The sequence below is a fragment of the Nannocystis punicea genome (assembly GCF_026965555.1).
Lineage (GTDB): Bacteria > Myxococcota_A > Polyangia > Nannocystales > Nannocystaceae > Nannocystis > Nannocystis punicea.
This window is the reverse complement of record NZ_CP114040.1, coordinates 12,329,688-12,347,586: the sequence shown is the minus strand read 5'-3', so window position 1 is coordinate 12,347,586 and position 17,899 is coordinate 12,329,688. Positions and strand designations below refer to the sequence as shown.

At 70.5% G+C, this 17,899-nt stretch carries 15 protein-coding genes; 10 read left to right on the top strand and 5 right to left on the bottom strand.

From position 1 onward, the window contains the following. Positions 1 to 22: 22 nt before the first annotated feature. Genes O0S08_RS47540 through ttcA form a run of 3 tightly spaced genes read left to right on the top strand, consistent with a single transcriptional unit; the run spans position 23 to position 1,598 of the window. Entirely contained in the window at positions 23 to 283 is a 261-nt protein-coding gene (locus O0S08_RS47540) for a DUF1244 domain-containing protein (protein WP_269036196.1), read from the top strand. Next, positions 280 to 705, top strand: a complete 426-nt coding sequence (locus O0S08_RS47535; RefSeq protein ID WP_269036195.1) for a secondary thiamine-phosphate synthase enzyme YjbQ — start codon at positions 280 to 282, stop codon at positions 703 to 705. The genes O0S08_RS47540 and O0S08_RS47535 overlap by 4 nt, the downstream gene beginning before the upstream one ends. Continuing rightward, positions 702 to 1,598 carry a tRNA 2-thiocytidine(32) synthetase TtcA gene (gene ttcA / locus O0S08_RS47530; RefSeq protein ID WP_269036194.1) on the top strand — a complete coding sequence of 299 codons (897 nt, stop codon included), beginning with the start codon at positions 702 to 704 and terminating at the stop codon, positions 1,596 to 1,598. Before O0S08_RS47535 ends, ttcA begins: the two co-directional genes overlap by 4 nt. A gap of 372 nt (positions 1,599 to 1,970) precedes the next feature. Here the strand turns inward: ttcA and ssb are convergent, their stop codons facing one another. After that, entirely contained in the window at positions 1,971 to 2,615 is a 645-nt protein-coding gene (ssb, locus tag O0S08_RS47525; protein WP_269036193.1) for a single-stranded DNA-binding protein, read from the bottom strand. 412 nt (positions 2,616 to 3,027) lie between these two features. Here ssb and O0S08_RS47520 point away from each other — a divergent pair, with 412 nt between their 5' ends. The 4 genes from O0S08_RS47520 (at position 3,028) to O0S08_RS47505 (ending at position 8,566) form a co-directional block, all read left to right on the top strand. Beyond that, the gene (locus O0S08_RS47520) at positions 3,028 to 3,615 is read left to right on the top strand and encodes a glycosyltransferase family protein (protein ID WP_269036192.1); all 588 of its coding nucleotides are present in this window, start codon (positions 3,028 to 3,030) and stop codon (positions 3,613 to 3,615) included. A gap of 25 nt (positions 3,616 to 3,640) precedes the next feature. Continuing rightward, the gene (locus O0S08_RS47515) at positions 3,641 to 4,729 is read left to right on the top strand and encodes a M50 family metallopeptidase (protein ID WP_269036191.1); all 1,089 of its coding nucleotides are present in this window, start codon (positions 3,641 to 3,643) and stop codon (positions 4,727 to 4,729) included. 119 nt (positions 4,730 to 4,848) lie between these two features. Then, the gene (uvrC, locus tag O0S08_RS47510; protein ID WP_269036190.1) at positions 4,849 to 7,242 is read left to right on the top strand and encodes an excinuclease ABC subunit UvrC; all 2,394 of its coding nucleotides are present in this window, start codon (positions 4,849 to 4,851) and stop codon (positions 7,240 to 7,242) included. Positions 7,243 to 7,258: 16 nt separating this feature from the next. Continuing rightward, entirely contained in the window at positions 7,259 to 8,566 is a 1,308-nt protein-coding gene (locus O0S08_RS47505) for an outer membrane protein assembly factor BamB family protein (RefSeq protein ID WP_269036189.1), read from the top strand. A 248-nt stretch (positions 8,567 to 8,814) separates the two neighbouring features. On the opposite strand, the gene O0S08_RS47500 is transcribed toward O0S08_RS47505, so the two are convergent. After that, positions 8,815 to 10,071, bottom strand: a complete 1,257-nt coding sequence (locus O0S08_RS47500; protein WP_269036188.1) for a spinster family MFS transporter — start codon at positions 10,069 to 10,071, stop codon at positions 8,815 to 8,817. A gap of 114 nt (positions 10,072 to 10,185) precedes the next feature. Between O0S08_RS47500 and O0S08_RS47495 the strand changes: the two genes are divergently transcribed. The 3 genes from O0S08_RS47495 (at position 10,186) to O0S08_RS47485 (ending at position 13,815) form a co-directional block, all read left to right on the top strand. Beyond that, positions 10,186 to 10,614 (top strand): ribonuclease III domain-containing protein, encoded by a 429-nt coding sequence (locus O0S08_RS47495; RefSeq protein ID WP_269036187.1) that lies wholly within the window; start codon positions 10,186 to 10,188, stop codon positions 10,612 to 10,614. Between the two features lie 61 nt (positions 10,615 to 10,675). Beyond that, the gene (locus tag O0S08_RS47490; protein ID WP_269036186.1) at positions 10,676 to 12,217 is read left to right on the top strand and encodes a hypothetical protein; all 1,542 of its coding nucleotides are present in this window, start codon (positions 10,676 to 10,678) and stop codon (positions 12,215 to 12,217) included. Between the two features lie 8 nt (positions 12,218 to 12,225). Further along, positions 12,226 to 13,815 (top strand): Rossmann-fold NAD(P)-binding domain-containing protein, encoded by a 1,590-nt coding sequence (locus tag O0S08_RS47485; RefSeq protein ID WP_269036185.1) that lies wholly within the window; start codon positions 12,226 to 12,228, stop codon positions 13,813 to 13,815. Between the two features lie 49 nt (positions 13,816 to 13,864). Here the strand turns inward: O0S08_RS47485 and ybaK are convergent, their stop codons facing one another. The 3 genes from ybaK to O0S08_RS47470 are packed head-to-tail and all read right to left on the bottom strand — an operon-like array spanning position 13,865 to position 17,800. Further along, positions 13,865 to 14,338: a Cys-tRNA(Pro) deacylase gene (gene ybaK / locus O0S08_RS47480; protein WP_269036184.1), complete on the bottom strand. Its 474-nt coding sequence runs from the start codon at positions 14,336 to 14,338 to the stop codon at positions 13,865 to 13,867. Between the two features lie 7 nt (positions 14,339 to 14,345). Beyond that, positions 14,346 to 15,839, bottom strand: a complete 1,494-nt coding sequence (locus tag O0S08_RS47475) for a PQQ-dependent sugar dehydrogenase (protein WP_269036183.1) — start codon at positions 15,837 to 15,839, stop codon at positions 14,346 to 14,348. Positions 15,840 to 15,883: 44 nt separating this feature from the next. Beyond that, on the bottom strand, positions 15,884 to 17,800 hold the full coding sequence (locus O0S08_RS47470; protein ID WP_269036182.1) for a serine/threonine protein kinase: 1,917 nt from the start codon (positions 17,798 to 17,800) through the stop codon (positions 15,884 to 15,886). Positions 17,801 to 17,899 lie beyond the last annotated feature (99 nt).

Genomic DNA, 17,899 nt, shown 5'->3' with positions numbered 1-17,899 from the left:
ACCCTGTGCGAGAGGACATGTCATGACGAGCGAGCGCTTGACCCCGGAGCAGACCGAGCAACTCGAGGCGGCCGCGTTCCGCAGCCTGGTGGCGCACCTGCGCGAGCGGACGGACGTGCAGAACATCGACCTGATGAACCTGGCGGGCTTCTGCCGCAACTGCCTGTCGCGCTGGTACCAGGAGGCCGCGACGGCGCGGGACATCCCGCTGACCCAGGACGAGGCGCGAGAGCTCGTCTACGGCATGCCGTACAGCGAGTGGAAGGCGAAGCACCAGAAATGACCCTGTCGCTCGAATCACGCGAGCTCGAGGTCGCCACGCGCGGCCGCGGCCTCGTCGACGTCACCTCCGAGGTGCAAGCGTTCGTGCGCGACACCAAGCTGCGCCACGGCCTCTGCACCGTCTTCATCCACCACACCAGCGCCTCGCTGCTGATCACCGAGAACGCCGACCCCGAGGTCCACCGCGACCTCGAGCGCCTGTTCCACCGAATCGCGCCCGACGGCGACCCGCTGTTCCGCCACGACGCCGAGGGCCCCGACGACATGCCCGCCCACGTCCGCAGCGCCCTCACCCAGACGTCGCTGTCGATCCCCGTGCAGGCCGGTCGCTGCGCCCTCGGCACCTGGCAGGGCGTCTACTTGTGGGAGCACCGCCACGCCGCCCACCGCCGCCGCCTCACCCTCACCCTCATCGGCTCGTGACCGACTCGATCGACCCCACCGCCGCCGCCCCGCGCGCGCCCGAATCCCATGAACCACCGCCGAGCGGCCGGTCCGCGCAGCGGCGCCTGCTCGCGCGCGCGATGGTCAAGACGATCGCCGCGTACGACCTGGTCGGCGCCGGCGATCGCGTGATGGTGGCCGTCTCCGGCGGCAAGGACAGCTACACGCTGCTCGACCTGCTGTGGGAGGCGAAGGCGCGCGCGCCGTTCCGCTTCGAGCTGGTGGCGGTGCACCTCGACCAGGTCCAGCCCGGCTACGACGGGGCGCCGCTGCGCCGCTGGCTCGAGCGCTTCGGGGCGCCGTTCGAGATCTTGCGCGAGGACACGTACACGCCGGTGGTGGCCCACACGCCCGCGGGCAAGGCGTACTGCTCGATGTGCTCGCGGCTGCGGCGGGGGATCCTCTACACCGCGGCGGAGCGGCTCGGCTGCAACAAGATCGCCCTCGGCCACCACCGCGACGACAGCCTCGAGACGCTGCTGCTCAACCTGTTCTACGCCGGCCGCCTGCAGGCGATGCCCGCCGGTTACACCACCGACGACGGCCGCTTCCGCGTGATCCGCCCGCTCATCGAGTGCGCCGAGGCCGACATCGCCGCCCACGCCGCCGAGGCTCGCTACCCGATCCTCCCGTGCAACCTGTGCGGTTCGCAGGACAACCTCCGCCGCGACAAGATGTCCGCCCTCATCGCCCAGCTCGAGCAGGACAACCCCGACGTCCGCTCCGTGATGCTCAGCGCGCTCAAGAACGTCGCGCCCTCGCACCTGCTCGACCCCCGCCTGCTCGCGCGCGCCGAGGCCGACGAGGTCGCAGTGCCCGACCTGCCCCAGCCCGCGAAGCCAGGCCCGCGCCGCCTCACCGTGCTGCCCTGAGCCGACCCGAGTGATGTCTCCCCCGACCTGATCTTCGCGCGAGCCTGGGCGCGGAGGCGCGCGGATAGGGCGTCCCTCCGGGCACGCGGTCACGAGACGCGCGGAACCGCGCTGGTCTCACTTCGAGATGTCCCTCGGGACAGGTCGCGGAGTGCCCGCTACCCGCGGCTGCATGAGAGCCCCGCGAGGCATCCGCGGGGACCTCGAGCTGGAGCTCCGATCGACCGCGCCAGCCGCCTCGCGGGAGCCGTGCCCGTCGGGCACCAGCGGTCTTTGTAGACATGTCCTCGGAGACCTGGCACCCGAGACATGCCCCTCGCGCCAGGCCCCGCGGCCAGATCCTCATTCTGGGCCCGGCAGGCCCGCCGCGGCTCAGAACGGGATGTCGTCGTCGCCCGGGTCGGACGGCATGTAGTTGTTGTCGTACGGCTCGTTGCCCGGTCCGGCGCCGCCGCCGTCGTCCTCGAAGCCGCCGCCGCCACCACCACCGAAGCCGCCGCCGCCACCACCGCCGCCGCCGCCGCGGTTGTACCCACCACCGCCGCCGCCGCGGTTGCCACCACCGCCGCCGCCGCGGTTGCCGTAGTTCCCGCCGCCGCCGCCGCCGCGGCTACCACCGCCACCGCCGCCGCCGCCGAAACCACCACCACCGCCGCCGCCACCCTCGCCACCACCGCCGCCGCCTTCACCGCGGCCGCCGAGGAACTGCACCGTGTCGGCCACGATCTCGGTCGTGTAGTGCTTCTGGCCCTCTTTCTCGTACGAAGAGGTGCGCAGGCGGCCCTCGACGTAGACCTCGCGGCCCTTGGTGAGGAAGTTGTTGCAGTGCTCGGCCTGCTTGCCCCACACCGTGATCCGGTGCCACTCGGTCTCCTCGACCATCTCGTTGTTCTTGTTCTGGTACTTGCGCGAGGTCGCGACGTTGAGCTTGCAGACCGGCTGCCCGTTCTGCATGTACCGAAGCTCCGGGTCGCGGCCGAGGCGGCCGAGGACGATGGCTTTGTTGACGCCAGCCATGAGATTGCTCTGGTTCTTCCTGTGGTCGCGCGGGGCCCCTGAGGGGCAATCACGAGCGGCGCGCGGATGATACGCGAAACTGCCCCTGCGGGGAGGTCGCTCCGTGCGGCTGTCTGTTTGCAGGCCCGACGAAAAAAGTCGAGCCCGCCGTGCCCGTCAGGCGCGGCCGCCGGGCGAGGGACCCGGGTCCTTGCGTTTGCGCACTGCCCAGTGCGTCGCTCGAGGCTGCCGAGATCGTCGCGACCAGGACGTGACCGAGGTCCGAGATGGGCCGCACGCTGCAAGTGAAGACCCAGGTGTTGCCTGATTCATCCGCGTCTACCTGGCCGCCAATCGGTGATTTGTTGACGATGAGCGGCGTTCGGAACTATTACCGGGCATAGTGAGGGAGTACTCCCCCACGCACGCCGCCATGCAATTGTCGCTCAGCGTCATCCTCTTGCTGCGGAATCGTGAACCGGCCGTGACCCGGATGGTGCGGCGGGCCGTCGACGTGGTGCGGAGCGTCGGGGCCAAGGGGCGGCCGTTCGAGCTGCTGGCCGTCGACCAGACCTCGGTCGACAACACGCTCAGCTTGCTGAGCGTCCTGCACGCGCGGCTCCCCGAGCTGCGGATCCTGCAAGACGTGCGTCAAGGCATGGCGGTCATCGAGGCGGCGCGGGCGGCCCGCGGCGAACGCTGGTTGCTGGTCGACCGCCTCGTCGACCCCCAGCTCATGACCTGGGGTTTGAATCAGCTCGAGAACGGCAAGCGAGCCGCGATCGTGCCGGGGGAGATCCTCGCGGTCGAGGCCAAGCTCGGCGCGCAGGTGCTCGGCAACCTCACCGGCGGGCTCGTTTCAGCCCAGCAGGCCGTCGAACACGAGCTCGCCGCGCGGGGCCAGAGGCCGGCGTGGAGCCCCGCGCCCGACCGCGGCGTCGCCGAACGCGCCGCGCTGTTCCTCCGCCAGCGCCTGGGTTGGGTCGGTTTGAGTCAGCTCGACCGCCCGCTCGGGACCTGAGCTCGCTCGCTGCTATAGTCCCGCGGTGGCCACTCTCCTCGCCATCGTCGCGCTCTCGCTTTTAATCATCGTTCACGAGTTCGGGCACTACATCTGCGCGGTCGCCACCGGCATGAAGGTCGACCGCTTCAGCGTGTTCGGCATCGGTCCGGTGATCGCGCGGCTGGGGGTGTGGCGCGGCACCGAGTTCGTCATCAGCGCCATCCCCTTCGGCGCCTACGTCCACATCGTCGGCATGGAGGCCGACGACGCGCCCTCGCTCGCGGTGGCCGAGGGCGGGCGGCCCGGCGAGGTCCCCCAGCACGACCCCAACGACCCCACTCTCTATCGCAACCGCCCGATCTGGGCCCGCATGCTGGCCATCCTCGGCGGTCCGCTGGCCAACTACCTCACCGCGATGGTGCTCGGCTTCGTCGCCCTCACTATTGTCGGTAACGAGGTCCCGCTGTCGATGCGCGTCGACAACGTGATCGAGCCGGCGGCCCAGACCGCGGGTCTTCTGCCCGGCGACGAGCTGGTGAAGATCGCCGGCGACGACGTCACCGGCCGCGGCACGCAGGACAAGATCCTCGCCACCACCGGCGCCCACAAGGGCGAGACCGTGGCGATGGTGGTCCGCCGCGAGGGCCAGGAGGTCGAGCTCCAGCTGCCGCTGACCGCCGAGGGCAAGATCGGCATCCAGATGTCGCCCGGCGACGTCACGCGCGAGACCCATCCGGTCGGCATCGCCGCCAAGACCGCCGTCCTGTTCCCGATCAAGTTCAGCGCCTTCCAGCTCGACGCGCTCGGCAAGTGGGTCACCGGCCGCATCGAGGGCAAGATGAGCGGCCCCGTCGGCATCGTCCGCGAGATCGCCAAGTCGGCCGAGCGCGGCGTCGAGGCCTTCCTGGAGATCGCCATCAAGATGAGCACCCTGCTCGGCCTGTTCAACCTGCTCCCGCTGCCCGCCCTCGACGGCGGCCGCTTCGTCTTCCTCCTGTGGGAGGCAGTCACCCGCCGGCGCGTGACCCCCCGCATCGAGGAGACCGTCCACGGCATCGGCATGCTGGCCCTGCTCGGCCTCATCCTCTGGGTCACCATCCGCAACGACCTGTTCTCGCACCTCTTCGGCTGAGATGGCCCATGGCCGCGCGTCAAGGACGACCCCCGCACAACCCCGCCTCACCCCCCGCCGACGAACCGACGCCCGCTGCTCCTCCGGTGACCGGTCCTTCAGGACAGGGCCCTTCGGGCATGGCCCAAAAGCCATACCCTGACGACGCCCCGAAGCCGCCGTCCTCGGAGGCGTTCACGCCGGAGACCGAGGACGTGCTCGAGAGCTTCGAGGTCGCCGACGGCGGCGCGGGCGACCTCGACGCGCCGGGGCGGTTCGGCGGCTCGGCGCGGACGGAGGCGCTGGCGGCGATCCAGGCCGACGCGGAGTGGCAGCCGCGCGCGAGCACGGCCGAGGAGCTGGCGGAGATCGTCGAGCGCCTGCCCGACCTGCCCGGCGTCTACATCATGCGCGACCGCAAGGGCGACGTCGTCTACGTCGGCAAGGCCAAGCGGCTGCGCGCGCGCGTGCGGCAGTACTTCAACGGCACCGACCCGCGGTTGTTCGTGCCCTACCTGGCACACACGCTCGGCGACATCGAGACGGTGGTCACCTCCAACGACAAGGAGGCGCTGCTGCTCGAGAACAACCTGATCAAGAAGTACAAGCCGCGCTTCAACGTCAAGCTGCGCGATGACAAGCAGTTCCTGGTCCTCCGCCTCGACCCCAAGGCCAAGTGGCCGCGGCTCGAGCTGGTCCGGCGCATGCGCCAGGACGGCGCCCGCTACTTCGGCCCGTACCACTCGGCCCAGAGCGCGCGCCACACCCTTCGCGTCGTCAACCGCTACTTCAAGCTGCGCACCTGCACCGACTACACCCTGACGCACCGCAAGCGCCCGTGCCTGCAGCACCAGATCGGCCGTTGCCCGGCGCCCTGCGTCTACCCGGTGAACACCGAGGCGTACGCCCAGCAGGTCAAGGGCGTCGGCCTGTTCCTCGAGGGCCGGCACAAGGAGCTGGTCGCCGGCCTCACCACGCAGATGGAGGACGCCGCCGGCGCGCTCGAGTTCGAGACGGCCGCGCGCCTGCGCGACCAACTCTCGGCGATCAGCACCAGCCTCGAGCGCCAGCAGGTGGTCGGCTCGGCCACGCTCGACCAGGACGTCGTCGGCATGTACCGCGAGGGCGGCCAGGTCGAGTTCGTGGTCATGCACGTGCGCCAGGGCAAGCTGCTCGGCACGCGCACCTTTTCGGCCCGCGGCATGGAGCTGCCCGACCCCGACGTGCTCGGCAGCTTCCTCGTCGCCTACTACGACGACGCGCCGACGATCCCCGACGAGGTCCTCCTGCCCTCCGAGCTGCTCGACGACGACGAAGCGCCGCTCAAGGCGTGGCTGCGCGAGCACAGCGGCCGCAAGGTCGCGCTCCTGGTGCCCGAGCGCGGCGACCGCAAGAAGCTGCTGCTCCTGGCCCAGCGCAACGCCGCGTCCAACTTCACCTCGCGCCGCAACCGCGCCGAGGACAGCGAGCAGGCGCTGCGCACCCTGCAGCAGCGCCTGGGCCTCACCCGCCTGCCGCGGGTGATCGAGTGCTACGACATCAGCCACATCCAGGGCCAGGACACGGTCGCCTCGATGGTCGTGTTCGTCGACGGCGCCCCGGCCAAGAAGCGCTACCGCAGCTTCAAGATCAAGGGCCTCGGCGGCCTGGCCCAGGGCGACCGCCAGAACGACGACTTCCGCAGCATGTACGAGGTGCTCGGCCGCCGGCTCAAGCGCGCGAACGTCGGCGAGGACGTGTCCGAAGAGACAGATGAGTCCGCCGAGGCCGAGGCCGAGGTCGAGGCGACGCTCGACGCCGTCGACGAGGTGCTCGAGAACACCTGGGCGCTGCCCGACCTGATGGTCATCGACGGCGGCAAGGGCCAGCTCGGGCGGGTGATCGCCGCGCTGCGCGACCTCGGGGTGCCGATCGGCGAGGGCGGGGTCGACGTCGTCTCGCTGGCCAAGGAGCGGCGCCAGGGCCTCGGCCGCGGCAAGGCGGCGCTGCAGCGGCTGCGCACCTTCAAGACCTACGCCGACGCCGCGGAGGCGCTCGAGGCCGCCAGCTCGCTCAAGGCGGAGGACGCGCCCGCGCCCGTCGAGCCCGACCCCGACGCGCCGCAGCGCCCGGGCCAGAGCTACCAGGACTACGTCGTGCGCACGCCCGACGACGGCCCGGAGGAGTGGGAGGTCAAGCCCGAACGCGTGTTCGTGCCCGGCGCCAAGGATGCGATCCGCCTGCGACCCGGCAGCTCCGAGCTGTACCTGATGACGCAGATCCGCGACGAGGCGCACCGCTTCGCCATCACCCACCACCGCAAGCGCCGCGGCAAGCGGGCCCTCCACAGCGCCCTCGACGACATCCCCGGCGTCGGCCCGGCGCTGAAGAAGGCGCTGATCCACCACTTCGGCACGGTCGCGGAGATCCGCAACGCGGAACCGGCGCGGCTGACAGAGGTGAAAGGCGTGGGCGCAGCGCTGGCGCAGCGGATCCACGAGGCCCTGCGCGAGGGCGGGGCCGACGCGAGTGCGCCCCCGCGCGGCGAGTCGTAGTACCGTCGTCGCCGCGATGGCCGTCATCAGCTTCGACTGCCCCAACTGCGGCGCCAAGCTCCAGCCCGACGACAGCAAGCGACGCGCGCGCTGTCAGTACTGCGGCGCCAACTTCGACCTGCCGCGCACCACCGCGGTGCAGCCGCAGCACGTCCCCGGCACGAGCGCGGCTCCCAAGGCCCTCTTCATCGTGCTCGGCGGCGTGGTGGCGATGGGCGTGATCGGGGCCTTGACCGCGTTCCTCGCGATGTCGCCGGCCACCTCGACCTCGATCCCGCCGGCGCTGGTGCCGACGACCCCGGGTGCTCCCGCGCAGGCGTCGACGATCGGCGGCCCGCCGGTCAAGGCCGACCCGATGCGCAACGAGGCCAACTTCATGTGGGACGAGGTCGGCGGCCCGCCGCTCATCGTCACCATCGACGGCAAGGAGCACGTGCTCGGCCGCCTGCGCGTGCGCCCGGACGACCAGCTCCACGTCGCAGTGTTCGCGGCCGACGACGGCGCCGAGCGCTACCGCGTCGGCCCGTTCGGCAGCTACGGCGAGGCCTACCGCTCGACGTACTTCAGCGTGGTCGGCGAGCGCCTGTTCGTGACCGACTTCCGCGGCAAGCTCAAGGTGTTCGGGCTGGCCGACGGCAAGCCGGTGCAGGACATCGCCCTCACCGATCGCGCCGAGCGCTTCTGCCTGCTCGATGGGACAGGTGACAACCCGCGCCTGTACCTCGCGCTGGTCGACCGGCGGCAGTTCCTGGTCGACGCCGCCGGCCCGGCGCTCAAGGAAGAGAAGCTGCCGCGCGCCTGCGAGGCGCAGAACGTGTGGAGCCCGCGCGGCGGCGACCCGGCGCTGTCGACGAGCGAGCGGCTGCGTCGCGCGCCGAAGGTCGAGGGCATCGAGGTCTCGGGGGTCCACCTCGACGGCGACCTGGCGGTGGCGCGCGGCGTGAAGGCGCCGGGCACCGCGTACCCGATGGCCTTCGGCTTCGACCCCGCGTCGCGCGAGGTCCGCTGGAAGAGCCCGGTGCCCGCGGTCGACCTCGCCTCCGTGCGCGAGCGCGACAACGAACAGGACATTCTGGCCGGCGGTCGCTACTTCGCCACCTACGGCGAGGGCTCGGAACACTGGCACCTCGTGGCCCTCGACGCGAAGACCGGCGATCGCCTGTGGGACGACAAGCTGCGCAGCATTTTCGCGGTCGACTGGTTGCGCGGCATCGAGGCCACCGCGAACCATGTCTTCCTGGTGCGCATGAGCTCCGTCGAGGTGTACGACGCCGCAACCGGTGCGCTCAAGGCCACCATCGGCGACGAGAGCTACGATGGTTGACGCAGGTGGGACGCCTGTCGCAAAGGACACGTGAGGCCCGCGCGCACCTTGTCGCTGCCGCGCGCGGTTGCTAGCCTCGAGGTCGCGCAGCAGAGCGCAAAGTAGATAGCTGAGGGACGGACACTGCGAGGGCCCGCGCGGGCGCCGGACGAAAGTCAGTCGGTCGCGCCCGGCCTGCGGCCCACAAGGACATAAGGACATGTCCTTGTGGGCAGCGAAGCTTGGGTCCCGCCGTGGCGCGGCGCTCGCTAGGGCTGGCCCTCGACGAACTTCTTGATGTCTTTTTCGGCCGTGCGCACCGCGATGAAGCAGCAGGTCGCCGCGAGGATCAGCGTCGACGACGTCACGAGGAACGTCTGCTGCGAGCCGTAGACCTCGGCGACCTGACCGAACAGCGGCGGGGCGGCCATGTCGCCGAGGAAGTGGAGGATGAACACCGCGAGCGCGTAGGCCATCGCTCGCTGGGCGCCGGGCACGACGTTGGCGATCTGGGTGTTGACCGCCGGCATGCACAGGAACAGGCAGGTCGCGCCGACGCCGAGCGCGGGCAGGAAGATCGCCCGGCTCTCGGCCGAGAAGCCGATGAAGAAGGCCGGCAGCGCCAGCGCGTAGGCGATGCCCGCCAGCAGCGCGTAGGCGCCGCGGGTGCGGCGGGCCAGGCGGTCGCCCAGCAGGCCGGCCAGGCCCGAGCCGATGAGGCCGCCGACCAGGCCGATGACCCCGAGCGCCAGCGACGCCTCGACCTTGGTCATGCCGCGCTCCTTCTGGAAGAACTCGATGCTGTAGTGGAGGATCGGCACCAGGATCATCACCGCGAACGCCTGCGCGAGGATGATCAGCATCAGCGTCTTGTTGCGCAGCAGCTCGAGGTACGACCTGACCCCATGGACATGTTCGTGAGAACCTGTCCCCGAGGACCCGGCGCGCGCCGGCTCGGCCAGCATGGCGATCAGGACCGCGATCAGGAGGCCGGGCGCGCCGGCGACGTAGAACGCGTTCTGCCAGCTGCCGGAGTAGTGGGTGACGAGGCCGCCGATCAGGTAGCCGGCGGTGCCGCCGAGCGGCATGCCGAGGAAGAACAGCGCCAGCGCGCGGCCGCGGACCCGGTCGGAGAAGTAGTCGGCCACCAGCGTCGGGCCGATGACCAGGCAGCCGGCCTCGCCGACGCCGATCAGGAAGCGCGACATGAACAGCCCGGTCTTGCCGGTCGCCAGGCCGGAGCCGATCGTCGCCAGCGACCAGATGAACACGCAGACGGCGAAGATCATGGTGCGCCGGTAGCGGCCGGCCCAGTAGCCGATCAGCGGCGCGAACACCATGTAGCCGAGCGTGAACGCCGACCACAGCATGCCGAACTCCGCCTTGTTCATGGCGAAGGCGCCCTTGATCTCGACCTCGAGCGCGCTCACCACCTGCCGGTCGGCGTAGTTGAGGAAGTTGGCGAAGAACACGACCGCGAGCGCGTACGCGAGATACCGGGAGGAAAAGCGGGGGCGCTCGGCCATAAGCGGCCGGAGCATAGCGCTGGTCGGCAGCGTCACCGACGCCGACTCGCCGTTCGCACGTGCAAGGGCTCACGCGCGGGCGTGCGCGCTGCTGGACTATCCTGCGCCGCGCCCATGGACCTGAAAGGGAGATCGATCCGCACCCTCGCCTGGCTCGGCGACGCCGAGTTCGAGCGCGAGGTCCGGCTTCGGCTCGCGCGGCGGGGCGACTACCCGACCGACCGGCTTCACGGCATGAAGGCCCGGATCGTCTGCGCCGAGGCGCAGGCCGAGCTGCTCGCCGCCATCGAGCCCGAGCTCGACGAGGACGAGGCCGGGGTCGTGCGGCGCGGCCGCAACGTCAATCTCAAGGCCTCGGGTCGCGGCGTACGGGACGTGCGGGCTTACCGCGCGGCGACTGGCCTCGAGGCGCTGGTGGCTTATTGGTGCTTCGGCGACCCGGCGGCCCGGTCCCGCTTCGAGGCGCTGGTGGTCCCGCGCCTGGAGGCAGCGATCGACGCGGTCCTGGCGGCCACGCAGGCGCCGGCTCGCAGGTCGTCGTAGCGAGCGGGGGGGTGGGATGATAACTTGATTCGGGACGGTTCTTCGTCCCGGAGGCATGTACATGCACGCGCTGGCGCGCACCGCCGCGGCGAGCCTCGTCGCGGTGAGCCTGTCCTGTCGGACATCCGAGAACCCGGCCGCGACCGAGACCACTGGCGCGGCCGAGAGCACCGGCCAGCCCGACGACGGCTCGCGGGCGACGCTGGTCCACACCTACGGCCTCACCACGCTCGCGGCCTTCGAGGAGACCGAGCCGTGCGTGCAGTGGACGCTGCACAACGAGGAGCCGCTGTACGTCAACGCGGTCACTCTGGTCAACGACGGCGGCTTCCATCACAGCAATTGGCTGACTGTCCCGGAGGACAAGTTCACCGGCGAGGACGGCTTCTTCCGCTGCTCCGACCGCGGCTACAGCGAGCTCGACGCCGCGCTCTCGGGCACCGTGGTGTTCGCCCAGTCGACCCAGTCGCGCAGCGAGGTCCAGCAGCTCCCCCCGGGCGTGGTCATCAAGATCCCCCCGCGGCACAAGATCATCGCCGGCGTCCACCTGCTCAACCTCGCCAGCGTCGCCATCGAGACCGAGCTGCGGATGGCGCTCGACATCATCCACCCGCGCGACGTCGAGGTCCTGGTCGCCCCGTTCCGCCTGACCTACTACGACCTCGACATCCCGCCCGAGCGGCGCAGCCGCTTCACCGGCACCTGCAAGATCCGCGGGCCCTACGTCGGCGCCGTCGGCGGCGAGTTCGACCTCAAGCTCTACCACGTCCTCCCGCACACGCACTACCTCGGCGACTTCTTCCGCCTCGAGACGCTCGACGCCGAGGGCAACAGCGAGGTCGTGTTCGAGAAGACCGGCTTCAACGCCGACGCCGGCGGCAGGGCCTTCGACCCGCCGCTCGACCTGAGGGGCCGCGAGGGCCTGCGCTTCTCGTGCGGCTTCGACAACTGGCGCGACGTGTCGATCGGCTGGGGCATCGGCGACCAGGAGATGTGCGTCATGCTCGGCCTCGCCGACAGCCGCGCGATCATGGACGTCAGCGTCCTCGTCAACTCCAAGCCGACCGGCGTCGAGGGCGACGTGCTGCTCAACGAGGGCCCGTGCCAGGTGCTCGCCTTCCCCGAGAACGGCTCCCAGACCGAGCCGACCGAGGAGGAGAAGGCCGCGCCGCTGTACGTCCCGCCCGGCGACCCCGGCGACGTCGACCTCGAGCCGCTGAAGCAGTGCGTCGACGCCGACGCGACGGTGCCGTCCAAGGGCGCGCCGAGCCTGCAGGGGATCTACGGCGCCATCTTCGCACCGGGCTGCGTGTTCTCGTCGTGCCACGACGCCAAGCAGCCGGCCGCCGGCCTCGACTTGCAGTCGCCGGGCCTTCACGAGCGCCTGCTGGCCCACAAGGTCGCAGCCCGGGTCGACGTCCCGCTGGTCGCTCCCGGCGACGCCGAGGGCAGCTGGCTGTACCGGATCGTCTCGCGCTGTGACCCGACCGACAGCGAGGGCCAGGTCGTCCGGCACATGCCCTACAACGCGCCCACCCTCCTCACCGACGGCGCCGTCGCGCTGATCCGCGCGTGGATCAACGCCGGCGCCGAGAATAATTGAGTATCGCCATGACCCGCCGCCCGCTCGCCGTCGTCCTCGTCCTCGCGTGCGCCTGTCCGCCCGCACCTGGCTCTTCGGACAGCGAGGGCGCCGGCAGCGGAACCACCGCCGAGCCCACGACCGGCACGACCGGCGGCCCGACGACGACCGCCCCGCCGACCACCGGCGAGCCCAGCGAGCCCGAGACTGCCACTGTGGTGCACAGCTTCGGCAACTACTTGATGACGCCGTACCTCGAGATCGAGCCGTGCGTGCAGTGGACGCTGCACAACGAGGAGGCGATCTACGTCAACGCGGTGACGCTGGTCAACGACGGCGGGTTTCACCACAGCAACTGGTTCGCGGTGCCCGAGGAGGTGTTCGCGGGCGAGGACGGCTTCTGGGACTGCGCCTCGCGCGAGTACAACGAGATCACCGCCGCGGTCGAGGGCACGGTGCTGTTCGCCCAGTCGACCCAGTCGCGCCAGGAGGTCATGCAGCTGCCCGCGGGCGCGGTCATCAAGATCCCCCCGCGGCACAAGATCATCGCCGGCGTCCACCTGCTCAACCTCGGCAGCACCGACCTCGACTCCGAGCTGCGGATGGCGCTCGACATCCTCCATCCGCGCGACATCGGCGCGGTGCTGGCGGCGATGCACCTCGACTACCGCGACCTGGCGATCCCCGCGAACAAGCACAGCCGCTTCACCGGCAACTGCTCGTTCAAGTCGACCTTCGAGGAGTCGACCGGTCACCCGTTCGACATGAAGCTCTACTACGTGCTCCCGCACTACCACTACCTCGGGGAGTACTTCGGCCTGGAGATCCTCGGGGGTCCGCGCGACGGCGAGCAGCTGTTCAAGCTCGACGGCTTCAACGGCGGCGCCAACGGGGCCGCGTTCGACCCGCCGGTCGACCTGTCCGACGCCGACGGCCTGCGCTTCGCCTGCGGTTTCAATAATTGGCTCAACAAGGACATCGGCTACGGCATCGGCGACCAGGAGATGTGCATGATGCTGGGCCTCGTCGACGCGCGGGTGATGATCGAGTCGCGCGTCAGCCAGGGCTCGCAGCTGGTCGGCGTCGACGGCGAGGTAGTGCTGCTCGAGGGCGAGTGCGCCAACTATGCCGTGTTCAAGAACCCGGCCCAGGGCCCGCCGACGCCCGAGGAGCTCGGTCGGCCGCTCTACGTGCCGCCGGCCGACCCGGGCGACGTCGACCTCGAGCCGACCAAGAGCTGTGTCGACAGCGCTGCGACGGCCGCGCCCGACACGCCGACCACCCTCACCAGCGTGCGCGACTCGATCTTCACCCCGAGCTGCACCTTCTCGTCGTGCCACGACTCCTCGGCCCCCGCGGCCGGCCTCGACCTGCAGACCGCCGCCGGCCTCGGCGCGCGCCTGCTCGACCACGAGGTCGTCGCCGATACGCCCGACCCGCTCGTCACCCCCGGCGACCCGCAGGCCAGCTGGCTGTACCGGCTGGTGGCCGAGTGCGAGCCGCAGAACGGCAACGGCGCGGTCGTCCGCCACATGCCCTTCAACGCCCCGACCCTGCTGCCCGACCCGCTGGTCGCCAAGCTGCGCGCGTGGATCGAGGCCGGCGCGCTCGACGACTGAGTTTCTCGAGATGGACATGCCCGAGAGGCCATGTCCTTTCGAGCATGTCTCAAGCGACCTGTACGAGCGGACAGAGGGCCGCCCGGCTCGCGCGCACGTAGTCGTCGGGGTGCAGGACGATCTGCAGCCCGCGCGTGCCCGCCGACACCGCGATCTGCTCATAGAGGATCGCGGTCTCGTCGAGGTACACGGGATAATCCTTCTTGCCGGCCAGGGCCGTGACGCCGCCGCGGACGTAGCCGGTCAGCGGCGTCACCTCGCGCAGGGCGACCAGCTCGACGCGGCGGTCGCCGCTGGCGCGCGCGAGGGCCTTGAGGTCGAGGTGGCCGTCGCCCGGGACGACGGCGAGGCACACCCCGTTGCGGTCGCCGCGGGCGATGAGCGTTTTAAACACCTGCTCGGGCGGCAGGCCGACCAGGGCTGCGACCTCCGCCGCCTTGAGGTGCTCGGCGTCGACGGGGTAGGGCCGCAGCTCGTAGTCGATGCCGAGGTTGTCGAGGATCCTGGCGGCGTTGGTCTTCACGTTCGCGTCACTGCGGGACGACCCGCAGGATCTTGCCGTCGACGGGGGCGTTGAAGGCGTCGAGCTGGACGACGGTGAACAGGACGTCGCCGAAGCCGTTGCTGCCGGAGCCCATGATGCGGTCCTCCTGGGTGGCGACGGTGCCGAGCAGCTCGACGGCGCTGCCGTCCCAGCTGAGGGCGAAGACGCCGCCGGAGCAGTAGTCGCCGTAGAAGTAGGTGCCGTTCCACTCGGGCACCTCGCAGCTGCGATAGACGGTGCCGCCGGTGATCGAGCAGCCCTCACCGTGGTCGTACTCGGCGATCGGGGTGGTGATGCCCTGGTCGTTGACCTCGTTGACGCCTTTGGTGTCGTCGCAGCCGCCGTTGAAGCAGTGGTTGCCCTCCATCAGGCTCCAGCCGTAGTCGGCGCCGCCCACGACCACGCTGACCTCCTCCCACTGGTTCTGGCCGACGTCGGCGGCGTACAGCGTGCCGTCCTGGTCGAAGGTGAAGCGCCACGGGTTGCGGAAGCCCCACGCGTAGATCTCCGGCGCGAACTCGGGGTCGTCTACGAACGGGTTGTCGGCCGGGACCGTGTAGTCGAAGCCGTCCAGCAGCTCGCACTGATTGCACGGCTCGTTCATGTCGGGCGTGCCGTCGGGCTCGACGTCGATGCGAAGGATCTTGGCGTGCAGCGACTGCTTGTCGCGGCCGGTGTCGAACTGGTCGTCGGCGCCGCCGCCGTCGCCCATGCCGATGTAAAGCATGCCGTCGGGCCCGAACTCGATCATGCCGCCGTTGTGGTTGCTGGCCGGCTGCGAGATGGCGATGACGAGCCGCTCGGACGTCGGGTCGACCTTGTTGGGGTCGTTGGGGTCGAGCTTGAACTCGGCCACGTAGGTCGGCCCGGGGCCCTGCCACATGCCCGGGTTGTAGTTGACGAAGATCCGCGGGTCGTCGGGGAAGTTGGGGTGGAAGTCGAAGCCGAGCAGACCCTGCTCGGGGCCGATCTGCATCGGCACCTTGTTCTTGACGTCGATGTCGAGGAAGTTCTCGTCCGGCGCGGTGTTCTGGCCGGGCTCGAGGATCTTGATCCGCCCGCCCTGCTCGACGACGAAGAGGCGCTCGGGGTCGCTGGGATCGGCGCGCACCAGGACCGGGCGGTCGAAGCCGGTGGCGAGGACCTCGAGGGCGAAGCCGGGGCTGCCGGGCACCGGGGTGTAGGGGCACGCGGGCTCGCCGGTGGTGGTCGAGGTGCCGTCGGTGGTCGGGTCGACGGTGGTGGTACCCGTGGGCGGCGTCTCGGTGGTGGGCCCGGCGGTGGTCGGGTCGACGGTGGTGGTCGAGGTGCCGTCGGTGCTGGTCCCCGTGGGCGGCGGGTTGTCGGTGGTCCCCATCGTGCTGTCGGTGGTGGGACCGCCGGTCGAGGTGTTGGCGTCGGTGGCGTTGCCGTCGTCACCGCACGCGAGCAGCGTGACGCAAGGGAGAAGGGTGAGGCGGGCGAAGTTCTGCCAAGACATGGCGGGCAGCCTAACACACGCCTACGCGCGCCTGCGCGCCGCTCTCACTTCAGCGCGACGCAGGTGACGTCGATCTTCGGCGTGTTGGGAGCGACCTCCTCGACTGCGCCGGTGTTGGTGTCGACGACCTTGACTCGACCCGCGCTCATCTCGCTGGTCCACACCTTGCGATTGGCGAGCTTGGGGTTCTTGCGGAACTTCAGCACCTCGCCGCTCTTGGGCAGACGCCAGGTCTTGAGGCCGGCCTCGGTCGAGCTGTCGCAGTGCTCCTTGGCCTTCTCCCACAGCATCTTGCCGGGCAGACGCAGGCCGGGGATGTCGGCGTCGCTGATCAGCTCCTTCGGCTTGGGCGTCGGCTTCTTGGTGTCCTCTTTCTTGTCTTCCTTGTCTTCTTTCGTGTCGGGCGGCGTGTCGACCTTGGTGTCGGGCGGCGTGTCGACCTTGGTATCGGGCGGTGTATCGACCTTGGTATCGGGCGGCGCGTCGACCTTGGTGTCGGGCTGCGGCGGCGTGTCGACCTTGGTGTCGGGCGGCGGCGTGGTCTTGGTCTCGGAGCCGGCCGTGGCGGCGCTGACGACCTCGGGCGGAGGCGGCGGGGTGACGCTCTCCTTCGGCTTCATCATGAAGTACGCCCCGACCCCGGCGCCGCCGAGGACGAGCAACACGACGAGGATGAGGACGCCCTTGCCACCGCCGCTGTTGGTCGGCATCGGCGGCTGGGTGCTGGTCGCCTCGGCGCGGCCGAGCGACCACGACTCCTCGGCGGGATGCGACTTGCCGAGCTCGCCGCTCCACGTCGGTTTGTTGCTCGTGGGCTGGGGGAACGGCGGCTGGGAGATCGGCGGGCCGCCGGTAATGACAGTCGCTACCGGCGGGAAGCCGGGGTTCGACGTCGGCGGCGGGCCGCCGGTGATCACGGTCGAGACCTGCGGCGGCGGCACGGACGACGGCGCGCCCGTCATCGGCGCGGAGGTCATCGGCGGCGCGTGGGTGTGCGAGGCCATCACCGGCAGCGGCGCGCCGAGCTGCTCGAACGGCGCGAGCGCGGCCGACAGCTCGGAGCACGAGGCGAAGCGGTCGCCCGCGTCCTTGGCGAGGCAGCGCTCGACCACGGCGATGAGGCCGGGCGGCACGTGCGGCGCGAGCTGGGCGATCGGCGCCGGCTGCTTGGTCGAGACCGCGACGAGGATCGCCGCCATCGTCGCGCCGCCGAAGGCGTCGGCGCCGGTCAGCGCCTTGTACAGGATGGCGCCCATCGCCCAGATGTCGGTGCGGTGGTCGACCCCGGCCGCGCCCTCGGTCTGCTCGGGCGACATGTACTCGGGCGTGCCCATGAGCACCCCGGCGCTGGTGCGCCCGCCGCCCTCGGTCCCGCCCTGCGAGAACTTCGAGATGCCGAAGTCCATGAGCTTGACCAGCAGGTGCCCGGGCGAGGGCTCGTGGAGGAAGATGTTCTCGGGCTTGAGGTCGCGGTGGACGATGCCGACCGCGTGCGCGGCGTCGAGGCCGATGAGCGCCTGGCGGAGGATGAGCACCGCGAGGCCGGGGTCGACTTGACCTGTCTGTTGGACCAGCTCACCGAGCGAGCGCCCGTTGAGCATCTCGAGCACGATGTAGGGCCCGAGGACGCTCTGGCCGAAGTCATAGATGTCGCAGATGTGCGGGTTGCCGATCTGCCCGGCCGCGGTGGCCTCGTTCTTGAAGCGGTCGAGGATGCCCGGGTTGCCGGCGAACTCGGGGTGCATCAGCTTGATGGCGACCGCCTTGCGCACGCGGATGTTCTGCGCCCGCCACACGGCCCCCATGCCGCCGGCCCCCAGCAGCTTGGTGAACCTGAATTTGCCGTCCAAAAGCCTCCCCTCGAGCGGCAGGACCTTCCCGGCGGTCGGGCACACGAACACGTCTTCCGGGTGCGACTGCTGGCAGAAGGGGCATGGGGCTGGCGCGGCGGCACCGTTCATGGTCGGCAAGGTATATCACGGAGCGGGCGAAACCCCGCCTGCGCGGCTTCGGCCTGCACATAAATGCAGCCTCGCGGCCGTCAGCCGGTGCAGCGGGCC

Bases quoted from the DNA above. Each gene is read 5' to 3' on its own strand.
- O0S08_RS47540 (WP_269036196.1), top strand. From the start codon at position 23: ATGACGAGCGAGCGCTTGACCCCGGAGCAGACCGAGCAACTCGAGGCG.
- O0S08_RS47535 (WP_269036195.1), top strand. From the start codon at position 280: ATGACCCTGTCGCTCGAATCACGCGAGCTCGAGGTCGCCACGCGCGGC.
- ssb (WP_269036193.1), bottom strand. From the start codon at position 2,615: ATGGCTGGCGTCAACAAAGCCATCGTCCTCGGCCGCCTCGGCCGCGAC.
- O0S08_RS47520 (WP_269036192.1), top strand. From the start codon at position 3,028: ATGCAATTGTCGCTCAGCGTCATCCTCTTGCTGCGGAATCGTGAACCG.
- uvrC (WP_269036190.1), top strand. From the start codon at position 4,849: ATGGCCCAAAAGCCATACCCTGACGACGCCCCGAAGCCGCCGTCCTCG.
- O0S08_RS47505 (WP_269036189.1), top strand. From the start codon at position 7,259: ATGGCCGTCATCAGCTTCGACTGCCCCAACTGCGGCGCCAAGCTCCAG.
- O0S08_RS47500 (WP_269036188.1), bottom strand. From the start codon at position 10,071: ATGGCCGAGCGCCCCCGCTTTTCCTCCCGGTATCTCGCGTACGCGCTC.
- O0S08_RS47495 (WP_269036187.1), top strand. From the start codon at position 10,186: ATGGACCTGAAAGGGAGATCGATCCGCACCCTCGCCTGGCTCGGCGAC.
- O0S08_RS47490 (WP_269036186.1), top strand. From the start codon at position 10,676: ATGCACGCGCTGGCGCGCACCGCCGCGGCGAGCCTCGTCGCGGTGAGC.
- O0S08_RS47485 (WP_269036185.1), top strand. From the start codon at position 12,226: ATGACCCGCCGCCCGCTCGCCGTCGTCCTCGTCCTCGCGTGCGCCTGT.
- O0S08_RS47475 (WP_269036183.1), bottom strand. From the start codon at position 15,839: ATGTCTTGGCAGAACTTCGCCCGCCTCACCCTTCTCCCTTGCGTCACG.
- O0S08_RS47470 (WP_269036182.1), bottom strand. From the start codon at position 17,800: ATGAACGGTGCCGCCGCGCCAGCCCCATGCCCCTTCTGCCAGCAGTCG.